Source organism: Vibrio wakamikoensis (assembly GCF_050337275.1).
In the GTDB taxonomy this organism is placed as follows: Bacteria; Pseudomonadota; Gammaproteobacteria; order Enterobacterales; family Vibrionaceae; genus Vibrio; species Vibrio chaetopteri.
Window position 1 is genome coordinate 1 of record NZ_JAKJST010000018.1, and the last position, 24,748, is coordinate 24,748.

Consider the following 24,748-nt stretch of genomic DNA (forward strand, 5'->3'; position numbering starts at 1 on the left):
TGAGCTTAAGCTCTTCTCGATGCGAGCCACCAGCGGTATCGGTTACCGTGACTGTCGTGGTCACAACTTGAGTGTCACCTTTTGCCAAATGCTGATAGAAAGCGTGGCTTGGGTCGAACGTGTAGCTGCCATCTGGGTTGAACGTCAGGCCGTCAATGGCATTTGAAGTGCTGTAGGTTAACAAGTCTTGATCAACATCGGTTGCCACCATTTGACCATAGAAGACCGCACCGTCTTCTTTCAATGACTGCGATTGCCCTGCCATCACTGGCAAGTCGTTGGTGCCTGTAATAGTGAACTTCAGTTCTTCTCGATGCGAGCCACCAGCGGTATCGGTTACCGTGACTGTCGTGGTCACAACTTGAGTGTCACCTTTTGCCAAATGCTGATAGGAAGCGTGGCTTGGGTCGAACGTATAGCTGCCATCTGGGTTGAACGTCAGGCCGTCAATGGCATTTGAAGTGCTGTAGGTTAACAAGTCTTGGTCAACGTCTGTCGCCACCATTTGGCCGTGGAACACTGCGCCATCTTCTTTCACGGATTGTGATTGGCCTGCCATCATTGGCAAGTCGTTGGTGCCTGTGATGGTGAATTTCAGCTCTTCTCGATGCGAGCCGCCAGCCGTATCGGTTACAGTGACCATGGTGGTCACAACTTGGGTATCACCTTTTGCCAAATGCTGATAGGACGAATGGCTTGGATCGAACGTGTAGCTGCCATCTGGGTTGAAGGTCAGGCCATCAATTGGATTGGAAGTGGTGTACGTGAGCAAATCGTGGTCAACATCGGTTGCCACCATTTGACCGTGGAACACTGCACCATCTTCTTTCACGGATTGTGATTGGCTAGCCATCACTGGTAAATCATTGGTGCCTGTGATAGTGAACTTGAGCTCTTCTCGATGCGAGCCGCCAGCCGTATCGGTTACAGTGACCATGGTGGTCACAACTTGGGTGTCACCTTTTGCCAAATGCTGATAGGAAGCATGTTTTGGATCGAAGGTGTAGCTGCCATCTGGGTTGAATATCAGGCCATCAATTGGATTGGAAATGGTGTACGTGAGTAGGTCTTGATCAATATCGGTTGCCAACATTTGACCGTGGAACACTGCGCCACCTTCTTTCACGGATTGTGATTGGCCTGCCATCACGGGTAAGTCGTTGGTGCCTGTGATGATGAATTTGAACTCTTCTCGATGCGACCCGCCAGCGGTATCGGTTACGGTGACCATGGTGGTCACAACTTGGGTATCACCTTTTGCCAAATACTGATAGGAAGCGTGGCTTGGGTCGAAGGTATAACTGCCGTCTGGATTAAACGTCAGGCCATCAATTGAATTTGAGGTGGTGTAACTGAGCAAATCTTGGTCTACATCCGTTGCCACCATCTGACCGTGGAATAATGCCCCATCTTCTTTAACTGGTTGGGATTGACCTGCCATCACTGGCAAATCATTCGTGCCCGTAATCGTGAACTTCAGCTGTTCTTGATGTGTGCCACCTGCCGTATCCGTCACCGTCACCATTGTGGTTACGACTTGAGTGTCACCTTTCGCCAAATGCTGATACGACGCATGGCTTGGGTCGAACGTATAACTGCCGTCTGGGTTGAATGTTAGACCATCAATTGGATTTGAAGTGGTGTATGTGAGTAAGTCTTGATCAATATCGGTGGCCACCATTTGACCGTGGAACACTGGCCCATCTTCTTTCACGGATTGTGATTGGCCAGCCATCACTGGTAAATCATTGGTGCCTGTGATGGTGAGCTTAAGCTCTTCTCGATGCGAKCCRCCAGCSGTATCGGTYACMGTGACYRTSGTGGTCACAACTTGRGTRTCACCTTTTGCYAAATGCTGATAGGAAGCGTGGCTTGGATCGAACGTGTAGCTGCCATCTGGGTTGAAGGTCAGGCCATCAATTGGATTGGAAGTGGTGTACGTGAGCAAATCGTGGTCAACATCGGTTGCTACCATTTGACCATGGAAAACCGCACCATCTTCCTTCAGCGACTGCGATTGTCCTGCCATCACGGGTAAATCGTTGGTGCCATCGATCTGAACATCGATATTGTGCGCGGTGCCGTCTACAGAAGAAACCGTGAAGGTTTCACTCAAATGAGTACCCTTAGCAAGTTCCTGTATTGCTGTTTGCTGATTATTCGCTTCATACTGCCAATGACCATTCGCCTCCATAGTCAACGTACCAAATTGCCCTACTAACACTTGAGACAAGAAGTGACTCTGCCCGTGATCGCTATCGATTACCGATAAATCGCCCGATGTTTTGACACTGCCGTTAACGACATTCAAATCTTCTGTAACCGACCCAGAATCTACTCCGGAAATAACCGCAGAATCAGCCGTGCCACCAATAACAATTTCGATCAATTGCGGGGTTTGGTCTGCCGTATGAATTGTTATTTGCTCGGTAATGACGTTCCCGGAAGCAAGCTGTTGAATGGCTGGCAAGGAATTATCGACTTGATAGTGCCAGTGACCATTTGAATCAATGTCTAATACACCAAATTTTCCCTGAACTACTTCAGAAAGAGTGTGAGACTCCCCTTGGTCAACATCCACCACGTCCACTTTACCGTGGACATGCATTAACCCCGAGCTATCAACATTAAGATCCTCTTTTAAAGCGCCAGTAAATTGCCCCGTTACTTTTGGAGCATCATTGGTACCCGTTACTGTAAATTGAAGCTGTTCACTGTGCGTACCACCTATATTGTCCGTCACGATCACAGTGGTACTCACAACTTCTGTCGTACCTTGCGCTAAATGTTGATAAGAACCATGACTAGGGTCAAAAGTGTAGCTGCCGTCAGAATGAAACGTCAAACCATCGATAGGCTTTGATATTACGTAGCTCAGCGTGTCTCCATCAGCATCTGTTGCCCCCATCTTTCCATGAAAAATGGCATCATCCTCTTTCACCGCATGAGATTGTTCCGACATTTTCGGTGCGGAATTGAAGTGAGGCGATTTATGAACTTTATCAGTTTGCTGTGTTTTTTCGGTGGATACAGAAAAAGGGGCAATTCCGTCCACATGATTGTCTGTAGCCGACGACGCCGTACCAGATTGATTGACAATATGATGCGCAGTATATGCATGCATTGGGTAGTGATGCAGAGCAAGGTGTCTACTCGGTAATGCGTGTGTATGACCGCTTTCTGTATCATCACTGTTTGCTGCTAGCTCTTGAAGCTCGCTAGAGGGTGACGTGGGCGTCTCTGAATCAGGAGCTTGTGTACTTTCGTGAGGTCCAGTCGCTTTTTGGGTTAGAGCATGACCTTCAGCGATATTACCTTCATCACCAGTATCATCATTGGCGTTGGCTAGAGAAGGTAATATGAGAGCAAGTGTCGGCGGAATGCCTACTTGATATCTTAACGTATTAAAAAGGCGACGTTTTTCCCGCTGCTTCTTCTTGGTTTTCGTTTCGCTTGGATGTGTAGAAACCTGTCGCGGTGATTGTTTTTTTGTTTGATTTTCACTACTTTGTTTTTTCTCAGTCATGATCTCAGCCTTAACTCACAAACCTCTTTTAAAGTTAAGGATATAGAACACGGTTTTGCTAACTAATCTTGGATTTTAACTTAGGTTTTTTAGACGCCGTTTGGCTTTGTTGCGTAATTCGATTGAACTAAAACAGGAAGTTACGATCTGATCGGCTAAGTCAGCTAATCTTCGTAGCCTTATGCCGAAACCTCGTTATAAAACAACTAACTGGAAACAGTACAACAAAGCCCTAGTCAACCGCGGCTCACTTACATTCTGGATTGATGAAGAGACCATAAGAGAGTGGAAGCAAAGTAAACAGAATAAGCGAGGTAGGCCTCGTCGATTCAGCGACTTAGCCATTACGACAGCACTCATGGTAAAACGCGTTTTCTCTATGCCATTGAGAGCGTTGCAAGGTTTTCTAGACTCCGTATTTAAGCTGGCCAAGATACCGCTTGATTGTCCGCATTACACCTGTATAAGCCGTCGAGCTAAGGACGTTGACGTTTCATTTAAAACCAAAACCAGAGGTGTGATACAGCATCTGGCCATCGATGCCACTGGTCTCAAGGTTTATGGCGAAGGTGAATGGAAGGTCAAAAAGCATGGCACTGATGGGAAGCGCAGAGTCTGGCGTAAGCTACATTTAGCAGTAGATACTAGCACCCACGAAATAGTCGCAGCAGAGCTGAGTTTATCTAACGTTACCGATGCCGAAGTGCTTCCCAACCTACTCAAGCAGACACGTCGTAAAATCATTGAGATATCAGGTGATGGTGCTTATGACACAAGACATTGTCATGATGCAATACGTATAAAGCGAGCGGTTCCGCTCATCCCGCCAAGGGAAGGAGCAGCCTTCTGGGAGCAGGGACATCCTCGCGATCTGGCCGTAGGTTGCCAAAAGCTGTACGGCTCCAACAAGAAGTGGAAAAAGCGGTATGGTTATCATAAGCGCTCGCTATCAGAGACAGCAATGCACCGAGTGAAACAGTTGTTGGGTGGGAAACTCAGCCTCCGAAATTACAACGCTCAAGTTGGCGAGACTTACGCAATGATTAAAGCGTTGAACAAGCTTACAGGACTTGGTATGCCTGAAACTCAGTATATTGTCTAAAAGTCGCTCAACTTTGGGCAGCTTAGTTTCTCGTCTGAATTACGCAACAAAGCCGCTTGGAGCAGATAGCACTGCGCAGCTCATTGCTAGCGCCGATAAAGAAGTTATATTTCGCATCATATTGCCTTTTATTCATGTCAGAGTGATTTCTGATAAAAAGCATCCATGCTCGAATCGGTGACCCTAAGCTAGGGCGGATTAAAATGACTTACCGTGGTTGATGATCGCCCAACGAGGAACCACCATTTGCTTTTGAATCGATAGGTGGCGGATATAAACAATCAAGCCAGCTGAAAGAACAAAAGCAGCCGTACCCAGGATTCAATGATGAACTCAACAGGAGATATTTAAGTTGCTCCAAAAATACAGGGGCAGTCGATGAAATGATTTTATCGCGGTGTCACTTTCTCTCTAACTCGTATATGCAGGACATCATCCGCGCCTGCATGTTATCGTTAGTATTCATGTTAATGTAGCTACCGGCGCATTACTGAACATAAAGCAGACAGCAAAGATCAACACGCCCTAATGACCAGTTTTTATCACTCACTCTTTCCTTTTCAATTACAATTCCAATTCAACATTCAGCTTTCTAAACAACCAATCAGGTACTTTATGTACAGCGCCGTAGTTTGGCGAAGATGTTTCTACTTGCTCGCCTGATACCCATAGAGTCTTACCCTCGGGATCTCGTGAAACCTGCCAGTACAACTCGTCTTTCTTCTGTAAAAGATGACGCTTTACTTGCTTTGCAAACGTCTTACTCTGGATAAAGACACCAAACTCCATATTTAGATAATCTGATCTTGGATCAAAATTCGAGGAACCTATATAAGTCAGTTTGTCGTCTATGATGACCGTCTTATTATGATAATAAGTGTCGCCCTGATAGAAGTTGTCCTCATTCACTGCATTGTCTTTGTATTCGTAGATATTTACCCCTTTATCCAACAGCTGCTCGCGATATTGTTCATAGTAGGCCGGGATAAATGCCGAGTCGTTCGAGCTGGACGAATTGGTCACCAAAGTCACATCGATGTTGTTTTCAATCAATTGATCAATGAATGTAAACTCACCATTGTGCGCTATCACATAGGGTGTAGAAATAGTGACCGTCTTCGCTTTCTCAAGAGGTGCTTGCACTAACTGCTCTGCTCTCGCTCTAAAGTAAGGCTTGCTGTCATTGATCTTCTTTGCCGAGTCAAACACCGGGGTTACGACCACAGATAGAGTCTCCACCTCTCTTAGCGCCTCTATTGATGCATCAACGGCCTCGATCACGTCTTGACGCTGCATAAACTCTTTATGTTTTGCTTTTTCAAATTCAATCGTCTGCTCCGGTTTAACAGGCTGAATCAAATCTGCAATCGCTACCAGATGCTCACTCCCCCACAGCTGGTCATAATTGTGTGCAAACGCCTCAATGACCTCACCTTGAAATAACACATCGGTATCGAAGAAATTCGCCGCATCACTGTAGCCAAAGTAAGCTGCGCCAATATTTCGTCCACCTAAAATCATATGCTCATGATCAACATTGAAATATTTTTCATGTAAACGGTGATCAAGCGTTTGTTTGTGACTTGCAAAGTCACCTACTCTACCAAGCCATCCTGCTTTACGAGAATCGAATGGATTAAATAATCTCACCTCCATATTTGGGTTTTGCGACACTTCGGCTAACCACTTTTCATCAAATACCAGCAAATCATCCAATACCAGCCTAACCTTAACACCGCGTTCGGCCGCAATTTTGACTTCCTCAAGCAGCATCAGCCCCACGATATCTTTATCCCAGGAGAAGTAGGTCATATCGATTGAGACCTTGGCACTGCGTATCATGTCGATTCTTCTTGCTAGGGCTTCAGAGGCCGACGGGATCAAATACACTTCCGCTTGATATTCGCTAGGTTGCCAGTTCTGTTCAAAATCACTCTCAACTTCGGGAAATGAAGTGGCACATCCTGCAGCCAAAGACACGACAACCATCAGAAACAATAGTCTGAATGGTTGTAAAAACATGAGGTTACCTATATTTATTTGAAAAGGTCGCAGACTAAGGCCCTTTAATGGATGCACTTAGCCGACACAAAGAAAGTTCGAATTGCTTCAACGAAAAGTACATTAGGGGCTTCCATGCCCGTCTAATGACTCATTCCATTACTTGTTGCTGAACAGTGCACGTACATCGATATGGGCCCAATCTGTATCACCGCCGAGTGCTGGCAGTTTTACCCACAATTGCAACTCGTTAAGGTCTGTAACGACTTGGTAGTTGGTTAAATCAACATCTTGGTTAGTAGGCTTTGTCACACCGCCGTTCTCTTTGAAGTTACCTTCCTCGTCATAAAGTGGTAAATCGAAGATGTCACGCATCGCTTGAGCATCGATGCCTCCTGCTTGCTCTGCGTGACGAGCATTTAGATTCTCAAAACGTTTTAGCGAGAAACTTTGTGTTTCGCGCATACCCAAACCCCAGTCTGGATTCAGGAATGTGTTTACCGTTACAAACGATTGAGCACCCTTGTCTGATACGCGTAGGCGGTTTTCCTGCATGGTGTTTTCGTATGCACATGCTTCGCCTTGTTCGTCTGCTAACATCCAAATTGAAGCGATGTCTGTACGAGCTGCTTGGAAACGCGAGCTCAGTGCTGTAGCCGTATCCGACTCTGTCATGTAATCGACCACTGAGTTCAAGAATGATGGTTTTTCAATCGAAACAATGTTGCCACCCATTGAAGTACCATCATGTAGGTCGGTATAAACGCCTTTGTCATTAAAGCCTGTTACCATCCACTGCCATCCAGGCCAGCTCACGTTAACAAAACCATTTGAGCCATCGGTTGGATTGTATACTGTGGTGTAAATTGGGAAATCCAAGAACAGCTCATTCCAGTCCATGTTACGACCAACAATCGTGTGGCCATCAACCGTGTTATCACCCCAAGATGCCATTGAAGAGCAGCCTGAGAATGAATGCAGCTTACCAAGGTAGATCGCCATTGGACCACTTTGGTCAAGCACAATGACTTTTTCTAATGGCCAATCTAGGCCCTCTGCAACCCCCATGAAATACTGTTTACGGCGGAGTGACAAAGTAGAGAGCACGCGTGCGCCAAACAGTTCAAACGCTTCTTGCTGGCTAATAAGGCCGTTGTCGAACTCTGGCTGAACAATGCGCTGATACATTGCTTCCATATGTTCTTTAGAAAGCTGGCCATACTGTTTGCCCATTTCAAACCAGCTGCCGTTAAGTTGAAGTACGTACAGCATGTCTTGATCAGTTTCAAACATAGTGCCGTTTTCAAATTGCGCTTTTTTAATAAGATTTTGAGTAGTCATAATTGCCTCTATTAAATGTGATTATGTTTCGAATTGAGGCCATTTTAGGGTGAATTTTCTTATCTCAACAATTCCATATGACGGACCAAACCCATCGCAATTCAAACAAACCTCCACTTACGACGGTTAAAAGCATGCAAAAACAGCGAGATAGACACCAATACGCTAGGCAGCTTCTGTTGATAGTGTGCCTAAAAGTATTGATAAATAATTAAGTAAGAGAGACAGGCTCCCATAAGCGTCATTTAACTAACAATCAACTCATACAACCCGTTGGTGCTTCGTTCTTGTTCTTCAAGCTTGTGGAAAATTAAAGCTGTAGCGGTTCGAATAACGATAAACATGGGTACACCAGCGGCAGGTGAGAACAGTGAGAACAGTGAGAACAGTGAGAACAGTGAGAAATGATAGTGTGAGAAATGAGTAAGGCGAATAACTGTATATCGTGAGATATCAGCCATTCGCCCTAAATTGACAGAAGATTTTGCACAGAACATGCTTATGTTGTGAATCAGGATCTATTTACTCCCACACATGACCCTCTATCACTTTCTGATAGCCATATTGATATAGAGACTGCATATAGTCTGCATCAAACATCGCTTTACTGGCGCGCTCCTGAGGGAAATCACGCCCCATCGCCGTAAAACGCACATCTAGGCCCTGCACCTGCGAAAAATACAGGATTTGATACAGATCCCCTTTACTCTGCTGAACCGTCAGATCTTTCACTGTTCTAGTGATCAATTCAATGCCCTTATCTTTGGTTTGTTGATACGGCATCTCAAGCAGGCCATTGCGAATAACATGAACTTGTGGCGGTTTTGTCATCCTCATCGCCAGGCTTATCTTCTGATAATCAATATGGTCGGCAAATAAGAACATTTGATTCGCAAGACCACCGTCCACATGCAGCTCTTCGCGCGACTTTCCATTTTCTTCAACCTGGATAAATTGTGGTGGAAACACCCCCGGAATTGAAGCGCTTGCAGCCAGTATCTGGTGTATCAATCTAACTTTGTTTTTTGATGAACTGTTGGCAATTGCGCCTAAGTTCCAAACCACAAGTTCAGCCGAATCAAATTGCGTCGTCCCTATCAGTAGACGCTTCCCCGCACGATGCTGCGCCGCTATACCTTCAATCAGTTCTGATGAATATGTATTGGCAATAAACGTTTGTAGACCGTCCCCATTTGAGAGTGCATCTTTGGTTAATGTCTGCAAAAAATGTCGCTTACCAATAATGTCCTTATCACTGATATTCAACATGACATTGGTCATCTCTGGCACCATCTCTTTGCCAACAAAAGCGAACGGAGCCATCAATGCACCAGCGCTGATCCCCGTGACGACACTGTAGTCTTCAAATTGTCCGGAATCATAGAGGCCGTTTAATACCCCTGCTCCATAGGCACCATTGGCGCCTCCGCCAGATAGAACTAATACGTTGAGTGAGTCTGTATTCGAACGTATTGGTGTCTGATTCGTCTTCGCATCATAAAATAGACTCGTATCCTCTCCAGAAAATACTCGAATCGGTTCACTTGGTGTCTCTTCTGTGTCTATGACAACTTGAGCATCATAATAATTTTCCATCGACACCCGATTTTCTAGTGAGTGTGTCGTGGAACAGGCGCTTACCATTAATATGGGTACTAAAGCCGTTATAAATCTCTTCATATTTAATTTCATAGCTCCAACTCATCTATATATTACAAAAGCATGACTTAAGTGATTTAAGTTCCATTAGAAACGATAGCCAAAGTTCAAGGTCATCGAATTTCTCGTCTCACCTTTGTTATAAAGAACGCTCAAGTTATAGTTTTTGCCAATCTGCTTATTAAATCCGACCAAGTACGCCCAGTTATTTAGTTTTACACCAACGTCATAATCAAACTCGATATCACCGGCAACCACGTGCCCGTCCATACGGCTGTCTAACCCTTGATACTCCGCACCCACAAAGATTTGTGTGCGGTAGTCCACTAACTGGTAACCAAGCATCGGTTGAAGAGTCACAATACCGTCACCCCAACGACCACTCCCTTTTAGGCGAGTTTTGGTATAAGTACCGGTTACTGACGCAAAGAATTCTTTATACCCGACGGATAACGTCGTGCCCACGCCAGCCATGTCGTATTCCAGGTGCAGCGGTACATTTAGTCGCCCTGTGTCACACAAAACGGTTATTTCTCGACAAAATGCATCACCAAGATGAGGAAGCTTATTATTCAGCTTATCTCTGATAGTCTCTCCCACTTCCCCCGTGTATTCTGCGTCTACGTTAGCATCAACGTTTATTTTTCCCACTAATCCAAATACGTTCCAAAAAGGTAGAATATTGACATCACCGCGCAATGTGAAGCTCTCTGCATTCACAACGCCAATAGATCCAAATGGGTCAAAAATATCATTCAGTCTGACGTCTTGAATCACAAAATCATTGAATGCAATATTCATATCCTGGCTACGATACGAGGCCGAAATACCAAATGGAAGTGGTACGTCGATCCCTTGGCGTCTCACCATATCTCCCATTAATGGAAATATACGATCCAAATCAACACTTTGCTCAATCATTCTTGGATCTGACACCTGCTCTAGACGTTCATGATCCATAATATTAACCCCGGTTTTGTCTTCATAAATGGCGACAGGTGAAATAAAGTTTGTGATTGTTACTGGCTTTTTCTTGTGGTTACCGTTAATCGTTGTCTTCTTATCTGCGATAATCACTTTACCCGACGGTAGTGTATTAAAGTGGATCACTTGCTCGTAGCTTGTGACTTTATATTTGTCATAATCAAATGGCTTTCTATTATAAATAGTCATCGATACTGGTTGGTTATCGATGAGCTTTAGCTCCACACTTAGAAAACGAAAGTAGGCAATATCTTGTGGCAGCCCGTACTTTGAGTAGTCAAAGCTGATGATCACTTCACCGTCATCTTTTTCAACCGCTTTGACAGAGTTTACATCATAGCTGTCTACATAGTTTCTTAAGCGATATTCAGTGCGCGTAAAGGCCTCGATCTCACTAATCACATCTTCTTGCTCATCGAGCTGGTCTTTGCGGTACTTGATACGAAGATCAATATTGCCTTTCGTATCCGTATCTTTAACGAGGTAGACCTGAGACTCCCGCACCTCATCACCCACTTTCACTGTGCGAGTTGCGTACTCGACTAAATGTTCACCTTGCAGCAAAGAGCTCATCGCTAACTTTGGTAAGTTGTCATCTACGTTGTAGTGAGCAAAAACTTGTTTACCTGTATAAGTCGCCAACTCGCTTCCCTCTACTTCAATCGCGAAAGCGCTTGTTGAGAAAGAGGCCACAAGAATTGCAGATAACAGTGTACGTTTGCTTTTTGTGTAAAGTGTTTTCATAAGTAGAGAAACCATTCGTCATAGTTGATTTCATAACCCCATGATTTCAACTATTTAGATTAAATGAAGCCTCCGCTTCACCATCGATATTCAATCCGACCCTTTGGTCGTTTCGTTAAGATGAGCAAATTTTAAGATGCTTTTTTAAAACCATTTAATCTCATATGACGGATGTAACCCTCACAAGACTTGTCACCCATACCCCGATGACCATATAGATCCTCAGTTTAAATAGGCACAGATTGACCAATCGAGATGTCGTAATTGAAGCTCTTTATGGAGGACTCGATCCATCAAATGTGATTATTTAAACTTCGGTAGGGCCTATATGATTTCCTGATTACTTGGGAAATAAGAGTTAACTATGAGATTGCGAAATAACGGTTTACTTGGGTGTCTATTACTGATGGGGCTTTCCTGCCACTCCTTTGCTGAAAATATGAACGCGAAATCGGTGCTTGGAGTACTGGAGAACAATTTTGTCGAGGGGGAATTGCGTTACTGTAACTATGTATATGACGATATTTATTTTTATGTTGTGCAGCAGAAAGAAAAGTCATGTCATGCAGTAGCGATCGGGGAAATCCTAGAACCTAAAAAAGTGAAAAAGCCATCACTCAAAATACCTAGACTATGGAAGCATACTCATAAGCAAACTGGCTAATAATGACTTGGCGTAGGTCGGTCTAGGTGACAGACACATCACCAATAATAGAGTGAAATCTAATTCTGTCGTTTGCTCCGAAGTTGATAGTGTATTTTCGGTGATGCATCAAAACGAATCAATCGTTGACGACGGACAACATCCGTCTTGTCCTAGTCAACACCCTAGCCAAATGCAACCGACAAAAACCAAATTAAAGTTATAATTTACATATAGTTAAGCAAAGTACCCAATCAAACCCTTCAATGTTAGCTCCCTACATTTCTGTGACTTAAACCACCTTAGCAACTATTTTTGTCGCATTTCATCCGCTGTTCGCCCATATTTATCTCTCAACTTATAACAATATTTTCGACAACCTGTTGGTTTTGAATCACGGTGGGTTGGACTGAAATAGGAGTGGCAGTTTATGAGCTTTAGCATTGAACAGTTATTGGCATTTGTTACGGTTTACGAAGAGCGATCTTTTAGTAAAGCAGCAGCCAAACTTAACAAGCACCGAACCACTACCGGGCAGGTTATCGCCAACTTAGAAGATGTGTTGGCCGTTGAACTATTTGAACGTATAGGTAGAACCGTCGAACCGACCGAAGAAGGGCACTTACTCTACCATTACGCCAAATCAACCGTGGATCAATCGAATATCTTCGACAAAATCGCGCTCAGCTTATCCTATGGTGGGCTGGAAGGAATTAACTTCGCTTATTCCAGTATCATTCCCCATGGCGCATTGGCCGCTATTAGAGAACAATTGGCTGAGGATTTTCCCAATATGCGCGTCAATTTCTTGGTTAAGACAAAAGAACAAATTGAAGAAGGGCTTAACAACGGCGATATTCATTTCGGCCTCGTGAATGTTGATAAAGGCAAAGGGATGTATGGCAAAGACGCCACTTTTCTTGGCCATATCGAATTTCTGCCGTTTGTTAAGAAAGGCGGGGCATTATCACAACTCTCTGAGAGCCAAGCCCTTAGCGGCCTGCGTACATCACGACAGTTTGTTCTTCGAGCATTCGTCGATGAGGGGTTAAAAGAGAAAGTGGTGGTTTCTCCAAATAATGAAGAAATCGACCAATTGGCGCTTGTGATCAAGTTAGTTCAATCTGATCTGGGTTGGGCATGGCTTCCCAAAGTACTCTCTGAATCCGAATACGTTACCGAAAACCTTGAGGCGATTAAGCTCGATGAACTAAAACACGGACTTAGGTTCTCTATTTCGCTCTGGAACCCACACTCAAAACAGATATTGGTGATTAAGAAATCCATCACTAAAGCAATCGATCGCTACATCAAACACTTTTTCCACCTACAAAATCCTTCGTAGTAGCCTCGACACTGTCTAGTAACACTGGTTGAGTTTCAATATAAAAGAAAGCCGTCACTTCGTTGAAGTAACGGCTTTTTGTTAATACAACACACGGATATTGCTAGCCGTGATGATGCCCACAATCAGAAAACTGCTCCATCGCGGTATGTAAACAGCATTCGTAATTTGACAACTGTTCATCATTTAAGATCCCGCGAGGATTAGTCTCAGTATCATTAAGTGAGACGTACTCTCTACCTTGTTTCTTAGCCACAAATTCTTCCTTTGTTTTACGCAATAGTTCTTTGTCCGTCATTAATTCAAGACCCTGGGCAGCAAGTACATGCGCGGCTTGTAAACCTGATTTTTGACCAATGCTCATACCATTACATGCGGTACAACCCCATTGGTGCGGTGGAATGCCTTTTGGCCATGAAGCAAAAATCACCCCCATCGTTGGTACATTCCAACTAATGTCACCCACATCCGACGAACCACCGACTTCTAAACCTTTCTGCGGCTCCATCACGTCTGTTGCTAAGCCTAATTCTGGCTTACCCATTTCTTTTTGGATCGATTTAGCAAATTGTTGCTCTTCTTCTGTCCAATCGATTGGGAAATAACGATTGAGGTGTTGCGTAATACTCGTTGCTAACACATCGTTAGGTAGGCAATCATAAATGCCCCCTAAGTTAGTCATTTCCGAGCGAGTCTGTGTCGCCATTGCCGCACCTTTAGCAATATCTTCCAACCAATCTTTGTGCTCACGCACATTATCGGCACTCTTACCACGATAACGAACTAGCACTTTGGCGTAATCCGGAACCACGTTCACTGCCGAGCCACCATTAAGGATCTGATAGTGAAGGCGGCTGGTTGGCTCTAGCTGTTCACGCATCATATTTGCTGCCACAATGAACACTTCAGCGGCGTGCAATGCACTACGACCTTCCCATGGCGCAGCCCCTGCGTGAGCGGTCACACCATGCCACTCAAAAACAAGATCAATGGATGCTGCCGAGTGGAAATTTATCGCCGTGTTAACCATTGCAGGGTGATTATGGAGGCAAACATCAAGCTCATTAAATAGTCCTGTCGCTGCCATGTAGTTTTTGCCATTCAAAGCTTCTTCTGCCGGGCAACCATACACTTTTATCGTGCCAGGAATGTTCTCTTTTTCCATGTGGTTCTTCAGTGCGATAGCGGCACCAATGGATGATGAACCAATCAAATTATGACCACAGCCATGGCCATTAGTGTTGCCACTTTTTGCAGGCTGTTTATAAGGCACAGTATCATTCCCTAGGTCTGGCAGCGCATCAAATTCAACCAGATACCCCACCACTGGTTTACCTTGCCCCCAGCTCGCTACCCAAGAGGTGGCAAGGTCCGCTATATTTCGTTTTTCAATTGTAAAGCCATGCTGTTCCAAAACGGCGCTTTCTAGTGCTGAGCTTTTAAACTCTTCGTAGCTTAACTCGGCAAAGTCCCATACATTAGAAGCCATGTTCCAAATCACCTGTTCTAGGTTTTTTACTTCTTTGTCTAGTTTTGTGTAATTAGTCATTGCTTGAATCCTATTGAATAAATTGAAGATTTACTTTCTCAGCACGAAAAGCGTTTGCCTAATTGCCCTGAGAACTTGCAAATGATTATACCCATCACTAAACCTTCCAATAACTTCAATATGACGGACCAAATCCTACAAAATACGCTTTCCACTAATAAAAAAAGCGCCTTTCGGCGCTTTAAATATGTCTATTCATTATCACTAAACGGTAAGTTTACGGGGCCAGCTAACCCGTTCAAAAAGCAACGCATTAAACTGAAATGTCGCCATTACGATAAATAAAAACACTAACGTCGTCAGAGGGGAAAGGACGTTGTAGCTTGGTACCAGCTCTGTCGCACTGCCCACCATATTTATCAATGCATTTCCTAACAGCAATCTCACCGACATAAGGTGCCATTTCTCTAGTAGCGAGTACCCCACAACAATATTGAGAAAAAATACCAGAGCCAACTGCCATGATGCGGTCAGCATTGGAAACAAGAATACGTACTGCGCTAATACCAATGCGGCAAATGTCATATAAATCAGCATTACTGGCGCTGCCAATTTTGCTGGAGCCGTGGCAACGTTAGCAGCCACGATCAAGCCAAATACAGGAAACGAGGCTCCACCAGGAATTGGCATCAATATCCACATCGCAATAACAGACAGCGATAAACCCAACGCAGTTAACATCCCTCTGAGTTGCTTGGTACGAAGGTCGTTCTCGAGAGTATTCATGGTTTGCACAGGGATCGACATCAAGGCTTGAGTGGTATTCGAGCTCCCTGAAAGTAGTGCTCGCATTTCTGTTATTAACGCTGCCAGTTCTTGTTGACGGCTTACCCGATTATTTTCGGCCGCCAGTTTTCGGCTCACATACACCAAGCCATTAACCAAGCACTTTAACTTTGCTTTGCGCTCTGCCAAGACGGTTTTATCAATCTCTGGCAGTGTCAGTATATCGCTGATAAGAAGAATGTTTTTCTTCCTTTCCTCTGGGCTCACTTGCGGCGTTTCACCATTAAGTTCTTGCTCCAAACTATCAAAGGTAGCTACCGCCAAGCGATGAAACTCACTCTCACTGGTTGTGGGCCATACGAGTCGATAGACCAGCGAGAAAATCACCACCCCAAGCACCGTGTCCTGAAAGCGCAGTATGGCGGTTGATAGGCCAGCAGCACCACTGTCGATGCCTGCGCTGGAAATAACCAGACACACGGTAATAGCAATGTTGTAAAGATAGCCTCTTCGCTTATCAAAGTTCATAAAGACGCAAAACATCAAAAAGGCGACGATAGACGCCAAAAAGGCCATTCTCTGCTGCGAAAACAATCCTAAAATGATAAATGCCGTCACAGCACCTAGCAGAGTACCCATGGCACGGTTTTGTGATTTTAGCGCCGAATAACCATAACTATCCGTCAACGACAAAACAAAAACCGTCAACATGACCCAAGAGGATTTCTGCCACCCCAGCCAATGGACTGTGAGCAGCGAAAGTGACAGTGCGAGCCCCGTTTTTATTGCTTGTTTCGTGGTATGTTTCAACATGGGTTAACCTCTGTAAGCAAATGGATTACTTATGGACTTGAACAGAGGCCGTTGCCCCGACTCTTAACTGAACATCTTCTGGTACAGCGTTGAGTTTCACTTTGACTGGGATTCTTTGAGCCAGTCTAATCCACTGAAAGTTTGGGTTTACATTAGGAAGCAGTGCATTACCCGTACTACCGTCGGTCTTGGATATGCCATAACCTATGCTCTCTACTTCGCCTTCTAATGTGACATTTTGATCCGATAACAGCACCACTCGCGCAGGTTGTTCAACATCTAAGTCTGCAATATCGGTCTCTTTAAAAAAGCCTTCCACCCAAAAACTGTTTTCATCAATTAATGCCACTACAGGGCTATTCGCAATGACTTGAGCGCCAATATGATGACGCAGATTGGTAATATAACCGTCCGTTGGAGCAACCACTCGGGTGTAGCTTAGGTTGAGCTCTGCTTGTTCAACTTGGGCATGCGCTAGCGAAACATTCGCCGCGGCAGATTCTACGGCTGTCTTAAAGTTGTCTAACGTTAACGTTGATACCGCACCGTGCGAGCGAGCTTCCAACCCCGTAGCTCGACTGAGCTCATTCTCTGCTTTGTTGAGCAGCGCTAGTGCCTGTTCTTGTGCGGCTTTTGCTTGCAATAACGCGACTTGGTACGGTTTCGGGTCGACAACAAACAGTAGATCACCACGCGCGACACGCTGATTATCCTTTACGGCTATGTCGACTATAGTGCCCGTCACACGTGGAGTGATTTGAATAATATCGGCACGAACCTGACCATCGCGCGTCCAAGGGTTTTGTTCATAGTGGGAATAGGAAGCATAGCCAGCAGTGCAGGCCGCTACCGTCAGTATTGCTGTAATCAAATAACGTTTCATAATCTCTAACTCTTAAACAAATGGGATAAATAAGCCAATAAATGCACTAACGAGTACAAATAGGCTCAGTTCAAAAATGGCTGGGATAGCAATCCATCGATTCCCACCGAGTTTCGCTGTCGCAATCACCAAACCATTAGTGATGAGGTAGGCGATAAAAGCGATAAACAATAATGGGGGTAAGTACACCTCCCCCAAGGTAAATTCATGTGGCATAGCCGCTCCGAAAATTAAAAGAAGAATGTCGAGAGCGTTAGCCTTTGTCTCTCGAGAACTTGCGAATGATTTTACCCACCTTTTCTCCCTTCACTAACTGCCTTATGATGGATCAAATCCTACGATTCACTGTTCTCTGCACACGTGTTTAGGGAGCGGTAGAACTAACAACCAAAACCATGTGATATACCAAAAAAAACCTCCTGAGTTTGCACTCAGGAGGCTGTCGTCGTTGATTAAAAGGTGGTTTTGTTTCAGCGCCTATATTAATCGGCTAAGCTAAATCATATTAATCGACTAGGTAATAGCTAAGTAAGCCAGAAGCTTGAAGCCCATTAAGACGACCATGACTGAGAGTCGGGTCATCGCCCGCCTGGTTGTATCGATCCCAATCAAGCTCCAGCGCCAGTTCACCCTGCTGGTCGATGACCATGACACTGTCTGTCGACGGCTCATATTGGTAGTCTTCGAATAAGCTGTCACTGAACCATAGGCGTGACAGTGAGTTCATCAGTACCAAATCTTTTTTCGATGGAGATACTTGCGTACTGTCCAATCGAAGAGGCTTATTGAACACAAATGGTAGCTCAGAGCCATGACATGAGCCGCTCACACAGCTGATCGTTTTCAGCAAATCACCGAGGCTCATTTCGCCTTCTTGACCATTGGTGTTATACGCCCATACGTTAAAACTTGGCTTGTAATCAAAGTGGTAGAGGCTCACTGGCTGTTGAGACTCCTGCGTCTTTTGACGAGCAGGTCCCATAAACATCATGTCATTCATCAGCGTGTTAAACTGAGCCATGTTCTTCACCGCGAGTAGTAAGTCATTTTCGCGATGTGGGGCAAAGTCATTGAAAGCCATAATCTGAGACGTCTGTTCACTATTTCCCAGCCCAAAGAACAAGTGATTAACCGCTTCATAAGCCGTAGCAGGTAAGCTTGGTAGCTCAATCGCTGACTGAGGACGATCTTCTTCTTGCTGTAGCATCTGAGTTAAAGCCGTTACGTTTGCTTCATCTTGTAACCAGGTTTGCAGTGTGTCTGTCAGCTCAACAGGCGTCATCATTTCCAAAGACTCAGGTTGCGACTCTTGCACCAACTCTAAGATTTTAGGGATCAGAAACGTCAGTCTCGGTAACATCGTCATCGTATTGGCGTCATCATCATTCACCCCAATGACCGTCGGCACCGCAAAGTCCTCAGAAAATGGCTGAGCAGCGTATTCACTACAAGAGACAAACCCCATATTCTCGCAAGCCATGTAAGGTGAAAATGGCATAAATTGGGCCATCGGTGTACGCTCAGCACTCGTGCCTAATGGGTCAATACTTTGAGTCAACCAGCCCGTCAGGCGATTCACAGGATTGAGGACTTCTTTTTGTGCGGCAAGGACTTCTTCCGTTGACGCGTCTTTTAAATCTAAGCCGTTGTCCTGACTCTTCGCACTTTTATAACTGCGATACTCAAAACCGTAAGGGTTACTTTGCATGATCGCGCGCTGGAAATAGTGGTTTGGTAGCTCACCGTTCAACATTTGTTGCTGAAGCAAACCAATCGACATCGCGCCCGCGCCCTGCCCCATAATCGTCACGTTGTTTGAGTCACCACCAAAGTCACCGATATACTCTTGTACCCACTCTAACGCTCGAGCTTGATCGCCAAGGCCATAGTTGCCATCGACACCTTCACCTTTCACCCAATGGCTGCCCAAAGCGCCCAAGCGGTAGTTCAGCGTTACCATGATAAATGGGGTATTATCGTCGATACCTTGAGCCACCACAGTGTCACCATGAACCAAAGGTTCAGAGCCTGCACCATACTCAAAATCACCGCCGTGTAAAAAGACATAAACAGGGAGACTGTCTCCCGATTGAGTCTCTGCTGGTCGCCACACATTGAGATTTAGACAGTCTTCATTTTGTGGTTGAGTGGTTTTTTTCAGCTGTGGGCACGCGGCGCCAAACTGAGTCGCATCGACGTCACCTTCTAGTGACTGAACCTGACTGTGTTCAAAACGTTCAGCGGAAGCAAAAGTAATCCCCTTAATCACTTCAATACTTTCCAGTTTCTCTTCACCAGACAATGTTCTAATCACTACTGACTCTTGCATGGCATGAACATTGGCGTAACCAAGGTCAACCATCACGGGTTGAGCAGGCTCAGGCTTGAGCGGCGTTGGCTCTACCGGACCTGTCAGTTCATCAGAGCTCTCATTGCTACAAGCAGAAAGTAGCAGGGCGATGGACGCAGCGATAAGTTTAGGCTGTATAGACATGTAGTTGCTCACTTATAATTAATATCTAAATTCTGTTATTTAGCTCAAGCAAGCCTTTCCTTTTGCTAACCCACTTCTTGTGACTGTTTGTGCTGACTTGTGATGAATTATAGGGAGATAGTCGACAACGCAGTAATCGCGTTTGACGGACGCTATCCACTCAATCCCGTTTTCTTTAGAAGCCACTGCCTAGTGTGATATAGAAAGCGCCTTCATCATCACTGCGTGCAATATCGACGCCCATATGAAGGCCATAGCGACGCGCTATCTGGTATCGAAAGCCTGCACCATAGGCACCAACGCTCTGATTATCAGAATATTGACTATCCATTTTAGCGACCCCTGCTCCATAGAACGCCGAGACTTTCCAGCGATGATCAATGTCATAGGTCACCTGCGTTTGTGCGGTCGCAACCTGGTCACCTTGATAACGAAAAGATGAGACACCACGCAGTTTAATGTAGGGCTTTGTCGTCGGCGCAACAAACTCATCCTTAGTGTCGAACTTGTCGTAATTACCTGCAAACCCCAATGTCCATTTATCATTGAGCGGGACATACCCCTCGCCGGCCACATTCCACTTGGTGTAATTGGAGTCACTGCCCAGTTTTGAGTCATACACCATGTATTCACTGCTCACCTTGTAGCCATCGGTAGGATAAAACAGATTATTGCGAGTATCGTATTCAGCCAGCAGCCCTAAACCCGAAGTCACCTCTTTATTGCCTATTGTAAGATCCAGTAATTTACTAACCACCGTATTATCCGACTCAACCGTGGTATAAGAAGCCAACTGCTTCACCCCCAACATCAAGGGCGTTTTAGCAATGCGAAATTGCAGCTGCTGGAGCATTGCGACACCAGAAGTTTGTGTATTAAAACTAAAGGTATCCTGAATAGGAGGTAATACAGGCCCAAAGCCGGGAAAATCAATATCTTGATAAATATTAAGGTTCATCTGACCGCCACCTACTCCACCGATGTAGCGGATAGTATCGCCATGCCATGTATGGCGGTGGCCTGCAAATGCGAACCAAGAACCATTTTGTGTGCCTGCAGCCCCTACTGCGGTTATCGCAGCAGGCATCAGCTGCGCACCACCATCTAAAGAGGTCAGTGCAGCCTGTTTTCGCTGCTGCTTTTGCTCTTCGGTTTCATGCATAAAGACGCCAACCAAACCACCACCGTAGCCTACCGCGGGTTCAGTAATCACAATGGGCACAGGAAGAAAGCCCACTGCGTTCTCTGCGATATGATGCCCCATATCAAATTGACCATCTGCGTCATCAAAAAACGACCCAAGACTTGGAGTGGATAGCACTGCGCAGCTCACTGCCAACGCCGATAAAGAAGTTATATTTCGCATTATATTGCCTTTTATTCATGTCAGAGTTACCTCTGATAAAAAGCATCCATGCTCGAATCGGTTACCCTAAGTTAGGGCTGATTAAAATTACTTGCCGTGGTTGATAATGGCCCAGCGAGGAACCACCATTTGCTTTTGAATCGATAGGTGGCGGATATAAACAATCAAGCCAGCTGAAAGGAGCGCACCAATCTGAGAATACTGTGGGGCGAAAGACAGAACTAAGCTGTAAGTCAAGCATCCCAACGCAACCGGGATGGCGTATAACTCTTTAGTGAGTAATAAAGATGGGCGCTGAAGCAGAACATCTCTTACGATCCCCCCACCTACCGCGGTGATGGTTCCAAGAATGACTGGAGCCACTGGTAACCCAAACCCCATTGACCATGCTTTATAAGTACCTTGCACAGCAAACATCGCAATCGCGAGTGTGTCGATATAGAGATACACCTTATTGATGCTTTTCAATTGCATTAAAGGAAAAAAGAAAAAACCAAATACACTCGCCGCACACGCAATCGTGATATACGAGATATCGATAGACCAAAAAACCGGTGCATCTAAGATGCAGTCTCGTATTGTTCCACCACCAACCGCAGTGATAATACCGAGAACAATGACCGTAAAAATATCGACCTTTTTGTCTAGGGCGGCTAATACCGCTGAAAGGGCAAAAGCGGCCGTACCAAGTATGGTTATCGATTCGATGACGAATTCACCAGTAGACATATAAGTTGCTCCAAAAATACAGGGGAAGTTGATGGAATGATTTTATCGCGGGGTCACTTTCTCTCTAACTCGCATATGCAGGACATCATCAGCCCTTCTTGAAATAGGCGATATTTGAGCCAAAAAAAAGAGCGTCATTTCTGACGCTCTCACTAGTACTTTTATTACTGGCCTTTACATCTACTTCACGCTATTGCGAATGGCTTTACCTGGGTAGACTCCCTTCAATACTTTTGAGTCTTCGACAACGACAGTTCCGTTAACGACAACATAAGGGATACCTGTCGCTGGCAAGCCTGGCTCCTTCAGAGTTGAGTTATCTTGTACTGTCGCAGGGTCAAACATGGTGATGTCTGCGTCAGCACCCACTTGAAGACGACCTTTTTTACTCATTTGATCAACACCATTTTCCTCTAGGAATTTGGCTGGCATGTAAGACATTTTTGAGATAGCGGTCATGAGTGGCATCAAACTCTCTTCACGTACCATTTTCAATACACGTGCCTGAGTTCCCGCTGCTCTTGGGTGTCCTTGCAAACCTTCATATGGCGTATTCCAGCTGTAAGCCATCATGCCATTGGATGTCATCAACGGAAATGAGTCACTACCAATGATTGTGGACTCATGAGACAACGCATTTTTCAAGTCTTCGTTCGTTGCACCATAGAACATCACACTCGCACCTGGATTCTCTTTCAGTAACTGCTCATAACGCTCTTTGGTCAGCGGTTTCATTGTCTCTGTTTCAATGATGTCAGAATAATCACGTCCCATATTACGCTGATAGTTTTCAGGATCTAGATAGTCTGCGGCAGCAATGGTGGCGCCAAAATTATAAGGATAGATTTCTGCCATTACGCGATACCCTTTTTGTCTGGCATCATCAAGCATTTTTAGCGCTTCCGGCGTTTCATTAAGTGTTTGCTGATGCATATGCTGAACCAGCAAACCACCGCCATATACGCCTACGTTCGACAGCATTTCTTGCACGCTCAACAAACCAGAGGTCGGTGGCAGTTGACTTGAGAAACGACCGTGAAGATACGTGGACACACCGTATTCACCAGCTAAGCGTTGCCACTCTTTCGTTTCAATCATTGTTGTTGCTTTTGACATGTAACCCACTGGTACGCCAATACCAAGACCACCAGCACTCAACTCCTGATCGACTAACTCAGTGATCCGCTCAATCTGCTCTGAGCTCGCAATATCGGTCAAGGCTACGGAGTTAATCTTAGACGCTTTCATTTCTTCAGCATCAAACAGATCATTAACCATGGTACCCGTACGAGACTGGTAATCCTTGTTAAGCACCTTTGTACGTATACCCGCTGCTGACACGCTAGCACCAAAGTTAGTTTGTGAACGACCTTCCAGACGTGCGTACCAGTTGCTTACCGGATAGGCACCAACTTCCAACGCGAGTGGTGTCGTCACACCATTACGTAATTGCAATTTTTGCATAACAGGAATAGCGACAACGTGAGAGTGCGTATCGATAAAACCAGGGGCAACAACCAAGCCACTCGCGTCAATGACTTTGTCACCCGTGATCGCTTTGTCAGTGATCTCTGCAATTTGGCCGTTCTCGATCGCTACGTTCGCCACTTTATCCATGCCAGTTTCAGGATCCATCACACGACCATTCATAATGACGAGATCGTAGGCAAAAACGCTCGGCGATAAGGCAACCATTAATGCCAAAGCGGTTTTCTTCAATGTGTTAGTAGAGGTAACTTTCTTCATATTTTGTTTCCTGCATCAATTTAAAAATCAGTAAATAGTAAAAGCGACTTGCTTTCTCTGATGGCTATTATTGACGACTTTCATGCAACTAATAACTCTCACATGACGGATCAAATCCTTCAAAAAACTGACTATCAAAGTAGGCAGTAGGAAGCAAAAAAATATTACAATTTAAATATCAGTCTGTTATAGACAAAAAGCAGCCAGTCACAAAATTGTGAAGAGGCTGCTTTTCTAAGTAGGTGAGTCTAAAAGTAGAATTTATAATTTGCCCAAACCACCGTGTCTGAGATGTCGATCGATTGACTCGCAGACCTCATATACCCCGAGGTGTTATCCACTCTTAACTGACCCCATCGCGTCTTGTCTTTAGAAAATGGCGTTGCGATCATAACTGTTGATTTGAGTAGCGATGTTTCTATCTCTCCGTTTAGATAATTGTACTCCGGCCAAGCTCCAATATAAGTACCATCATCACCCAATGTATACATGGCATAAAATGCCGCCGAAGCACCAAAAGCCTCTTTCTCTGTTACGCCCATCGCAGCCGTTGAATTACTTGAGTATTCACCCGCGAGAACACCTAGTCTTGGAAAAAGTTGTAACCCTTTAACTCCCGCATTAATCGCTGCCACACCACCAACTGAAGCTGACGTGAACATTGAGTTGTCGATAATATCCACACTAAGCGCAGCACGAGGCACAACATTATTACTAGTGGTAAAAACATGAAAATACTGCATACGACTGTCGGAGTAATGACCCTCATTATCCATGGTTCCCTCTACGGTCAACATACCCGTCTGACCATTGTCGAAGTGGAAATCACCGGAAATAGAGCCCTTTAAACTCCCTTGGTTACTAAGACCAAAATACGCTGAAGTACTCGTCTCCGTTAAATCTGAAGGATTAGGAGCATCATCTGCCATTACTGGTGAGATCATCCCGAGAGCGGCAACTGACAGCGCCAGTTGAGTCAATTTATTCATTTTTGCTACCTGTAAGGTTTTAAGTCAATGGTGGCTATTCCTTCAACGAAAGTAGTGGCGGCATCCAGCCCATCGGTCGCTATTTTCACCATTAACTCTACAACCCTA

At 45.0% G+C, this 24,748-nt stretch carries 17 protein-coding genes; 2 read left to right on the plus strand and 15 right to left on the minus strand.

What is annotated here, in order from left to right; all coding sequences use genetic code 11:
- On the minus strand, window positions 1–3,526 hold a 3,526-nt coding region (locus L4C42_RS09470; RefSeq protein WP_429760263.1), incomplete at its 3' end, for a VCBS domain-containing protein.
- Between the two features lie 181 nt (window positions 3,527–3,707).
- On the opposite strand from L4C42_RS09470, the gene L4C42_RS09475 reads away from it, so the two are divergent.
- Complete coding sequence (locus L4C42_RS09475) at window positions 3,708–4,628, plus strand: IS5 family transposase (RefSeq protein WP_353499865.1); 921 nt, start codon at window positions 3,708–3,710, stop codon at window positions 4,626–4,628.
- 564 nt (window positions 4,629–5,192) lie between these two features.
- On the opposite strand, the gene L4C42_RS09480 is transcribed toward L4C42_RS09475, so the two are convergent.
- The 5 genes from L4C42_RS09480 to L4C42_RS09500 form a co-directional block, all read right to left on the minus strand.
- On the minus strand, window positions 5,193–6,650 hold the full coding sequence (locus L4C42_RS09480; RefSeq protein WP_418642766.1) for a phospholipase D family protein: 1,458 nt from the start codon (window positions 6,648–6,650) through the stop codon (window positions 5,193–5,195).
- A gap of 138 nt (window positions 6,651–6,788) precedes the next feature.
- Window positions 6,789–7,970: a C45 family autoproteolytic acyltransferase/hydrolase gene (locus L4C42_RS09485; RefSeq protein WP_353499866.1), complete on the minus strand. Its 1,182-nt coding sequence runs from the start codon at window positions 7,968–7,970 to the stop codon at window positions 6,789–6,791.
- A gap of 245 nt (window positions 7,971–8,215) precedes the next feature.
- The gene (locus L4C42_RS09490) at window positions 8,216–8,431 is read right to left on the minus strand and encodes a hypothetical protein (RefSeq protein ID WP_353499867.1); all 216 of its coding nucleotides are present in this window, start codon (window positions 8,429–8,431) and stop codon (window positions 8,216–8,218) included.
- A gap of 61 nt (window positions 8,432–8,492) precedes the next feature.
- Window positions 8,493–9,650 (minus strand): patatin-like phospholipase family protein, encoded by a 1,158-nt coding sequence (locus L4C42_RS09495; protein ID WP_353499868.1) that lies wholly within the window; start codon window positions 9,648–9,650, stop codon window positions 8,493–8,495.
- A 66-nt stretch (window positions 9,651–9,716) separates the two neighbouring features.
- On the minus strand, window positions 9,717–11,357 hold the full coding sequence (locus L4C42_RS09500; protein WP_353499869.1) for a hypothetical protein: 1,641 nt from the start codon (window positions 11,355–11,357) through the stop codon (window positions 9,717–9,719).
- A gap of 1,073 nt (window positions 11,358–12,430) precedes the next feature.
- On the opposite strand from L4C42_RS09500, the gene L4C42_RS09505 reads away from it, so the two are divergent.
- Window positions 12,431–13,345 carry a LysR family transcriptional regulator gene (locus L4C42_RS09505; RefSeq protein ID WP_353499870.1) on the plus strand — a complete coding sequence of 305 codons (915 nt, stop codon included), beginning with the start codon at window positions 12,431–12,433 and terminating at the stop codon, window positions 13,343–13,345.
- A gap of 103 nt (window positions 13,346–13,448) precedes the next feature.
- Here the strand turns inward: L4C42_RS09505 and L4C42_RS09510 are convergent, their stop codons facing one another.
- The 9 genes from L4C42_RS09510 to L4C42_RS09550 all read right to left on the minus strand — a co-directional run bounded on the left by L4C42_RS09510 (window position 13,449) and on the right by L4C42_RS09550 (window position 24,640).
- A complete protein-coding gene (locus tag L4C42_RS09510) occupies window positions 13,449–14,894 on the minus strand; it encodes an amidohydrolase (protein WP_353499871.1) in 1,446 nt (481 codons plus the stop codon).
- 204 nt (window positions 14,895–15,098) lie between these two features.
- Window positions 15,099–16,433 carry an FUSC family protein gene (locus L4C42_RS09515; RefSeq protein WP_353499872.1) on the minus strand — a complete coding sequence of 445 codons (1,335 nt, stop codon included), beginning with the start codon at window positions 16,431–16,433 and terminating at the stop codon, window positions 15,099–15,101.
- 25 nt (window positions 16,434–16,458) lie between these two features.
- Entirely contained in the window at window positions 16,459–17,319 is an 861-nt protein-coding gene (locus tag L4C42_RS09520; RefSeq protein WP_353500161.1) for an HlyD family secretion protein, read from the minus strand.
- Window positions 17,320–17,328: 9 nt separating this feature from the next.
- Window positions 17,329–17,532, minus strand: coding sequence for a DUF1656 domain-containing protein (locus L4C42_RS09525; RefSeq protein ID WP_353499873.1), 204 nt, complete (start codon window positions 17,530–17,532; stop codon window positions 17,329–17,331).
- Window positions 17,533–17,821: 289 nt separating this feature from the next.
- The gene (locus tag L4C42_RS09530; protein ID WP_429760268.1) at window positions 17,822–19,810 is read right to left on the minus strand and encodes a carboxylesterase family protein; all 1,989 of its coding nucleotides are present in this window, start codon (window positions 19,808–19,810) and stop codon (window positions 17,822–17,824) included.
- A gap of 175 nt (window positions 19,811–19,985) precedes the next feature.
- The gene (locus L4C42_RS09535) at window positions 19,986–21,176 is read right to left on the minus strand and encodes a BamA/TamA family outer membrane protein (protein WP_353499875.1); all 1,191 of its coding nucleotides are present in this window, start codon (window positions 21,174–21,176) and stop codon (window positions 19,986–19,988) included.
- An 87-nt stretch (window positions 21,177–21,263) separates the two neighbouring features.
- Window positions 21,264–21,905, minus strand: coding sequence for a trimeric intracellular cation channel family protein (locus tag L4C42_RS09540; RefSeq protein WP_418642760.1), 642 nt, complete (start codon window positions 21,903–21,905; stop codon window positions 21,264–21,266).
- A 180-nt stretch (window positions 21,906–22,085) separates the two neighbouring features.
- Window positions 22,086–23,651: an amidohydrolase family protein gene (locus L4C42_RS09545; RefSeq protein ID WP_353499877.1), complete on the minus strand. Its 1,566-nt coding sequence runs from the start codon at window positions 23,649–23,651 to the stop codon at window positions 22,086–22,088.
- 248 nt (window positions 23,652–23,899) lie between these two features.
- A complete protein-coding gene (locus L4C42_RS09550; protein WP_353499878.1) occupies window positions 23,900–24,640 on the minus strand; it encodes a hypothetical protein in 741 nt (246 codons plus the stop codon).
- Window positions 24,641–24,748: the final 108 nt, after the last annotated feature.